The sequence below is a fragment of the Zhongshania sp. genome (genome assembly GCF_041623545.1).
Classification (GTDB): Bacteria; Pseudomonadota; Gammaproteobacteria; order Pseudomonadales; family Spongiibacteraceae; genus Spongiibacter.
Genome location: NZ_JBFJWS010000439.1, coordinates 1 through 1,679, shown reverse-complemented (window position 1 = coordinate 1,679; position 1,679 = coordinate 1). Strand labels below are relative to the sequence as shown.

The 1,679-nt window shown below is 47.4% G+C and carries 2 protein-coding genes; both read right to left on the bottom strand.

The window, feature by feature from the left end; genetic code table 11:
* Window positions 1-639 (bottom strand): sterol desaturase family protein (locus ABYT30_RS18970; protein ID WP_373083529.1); only part of this gene is annotated, 639 nt, incomplete at its 3' end.
* A partial coding sequence (locus tag ABYT30_RS18965) for a MarR family winged helix-turn-helix transcriptional regulator (protein ID WP_373098100.1) occupies window positions 639-1,679 on the bottom strand: 1,041 nt, incomplete at its 5' end. The genes ABYT30_RS18965 and ABYT30_RS18970, both read right to left, overlap by 1 nt.

Genomic DNA, 1,679 nt, shown 5'->3' with positions numbered 1-1,679 from the left:
CGCGTATTTCAGATATTTAAAGGGAAAGTGGTCCGCTTCCATGAGGTCGTGATTGTGTTGATTGATCTCTGAAAAAGCAATCGCAGTAATAACAATGGTAACTATATGAAAGTCGCCCATCATCATCGCCAATACCCCAATGCTTGCACCGTACAAACTCAGGCCGATACAGGTCTCAAGTGGGTGAAGATAGTTTGAGTCCATGCGGCATGGGTTTTTCTGACGGTGATGCACAGCGTGAACCCACACTAACGGCCCTTTAAATGCGCCGTTTTCATGAAACAAGAAGCGGTGTACCAAGTAATAGAAAAAATCATAGAACATAAGGATCACAAAGATATCCAGCGGAATCTGCCACCACGCTTGGGATTCTGTCGTAATGCTAAAGGGTATAATCAAGGTGAAAATACCGAGGTGAGTCAATAGTCCCCAAATTTTACTGCGCTTTTGAATCGCGGGATAATTGAGGCGGTTACCTCTGGAATCGGCAGCCTCTTTATTCAAGTCACGAACTTGCTTAAAGGCCGGAATTAAATAAAGAACATACCTAGCGGCAAGGGGAATAAGCATGGCTGTAAAAAACGCAGCGACAGATGCCCCAATATGATAGTTTTCTGGCGAAAATATCGAAGTAATCATTACTGTTCTTCTCTTGTGATAGTCATTAATTGTTTTGCCAAGGCCTTTGCGCCACTAACCCCTAGCTCATTCAGTAATTTTTCAGATAATTGCTGAATATTGGCTGAAAGCGCACTGGGGCTGTTGTAAGCCCTAGCCACCAGTAAATACAAAGCGCGCATAGTTTCATCAAGCAGCGCGTTTTCTTCCGGGCTGAATCGCTCACTAATTGACGCTTCCAGCTGCGCCACGCTACGTGCGGATTCCTCCACCAATTTTTGCCCTAAAGGCGACAGGCTTAGTATAAATTGGCGCTTGTCGCTGAGATCCGGCTCCCGAGTGATGTAACCCAGTAGTTCGAGCTCCGCCGCGATAACGGCAATTGCCTGCTTACTCACTCCACTCACTGCCGCGATTGTCTGCATCTTGCGACTTTCACGATTAATCATGCCAAGCACTTGACCAAAGCTCGGTTTCAATCCCGTGAAACCTTTTTCGGTTAATGAACTGAGCAAAGCCTGTTGAAAATAATTATCCAATTGCGGCAGCATCAGATTTAGGCGGGTAGGCCTAAGCAGTGTCGTATCGGTATTCTCCAGCGCGAGGACCCGATACGACGCAGGAAAGACAAGGCCCAAGTTCTGGCAAAGCTTCTCCAATATCGCGATTAGCTGCAATAAGCGCTCCTCGCCAACCGCGTCGGCAAATTGCCGGTCTAGCTCGCTTGTGACCTTAAAACCATCCGCCACAAGCTGGCGGCCAAGTCGACTGAGGGAAAGTAGGCTTGAGCGACTATCTTCCGGGTTTTTCCGGCGCTCGATTAGGCCTAAATTCTCCAGTTCTTTAATTGTTTTACTGCATAACTGTTTGCTCTTACCGAGCTTGGCCGCCAACTCACCCGGCGAACAATCCCCTTGCGCCAACATCGAAATATGGCCATCAAAACTCAAGCTAAGCTTGGCATAGCGCTTACTCTCCATCAGTTTGTCCATAGTATGTTTCAGGACAAAATGCGTGAGCACCATGACGCTAACGATCAAACCGTGATCGTCAGCGTATGG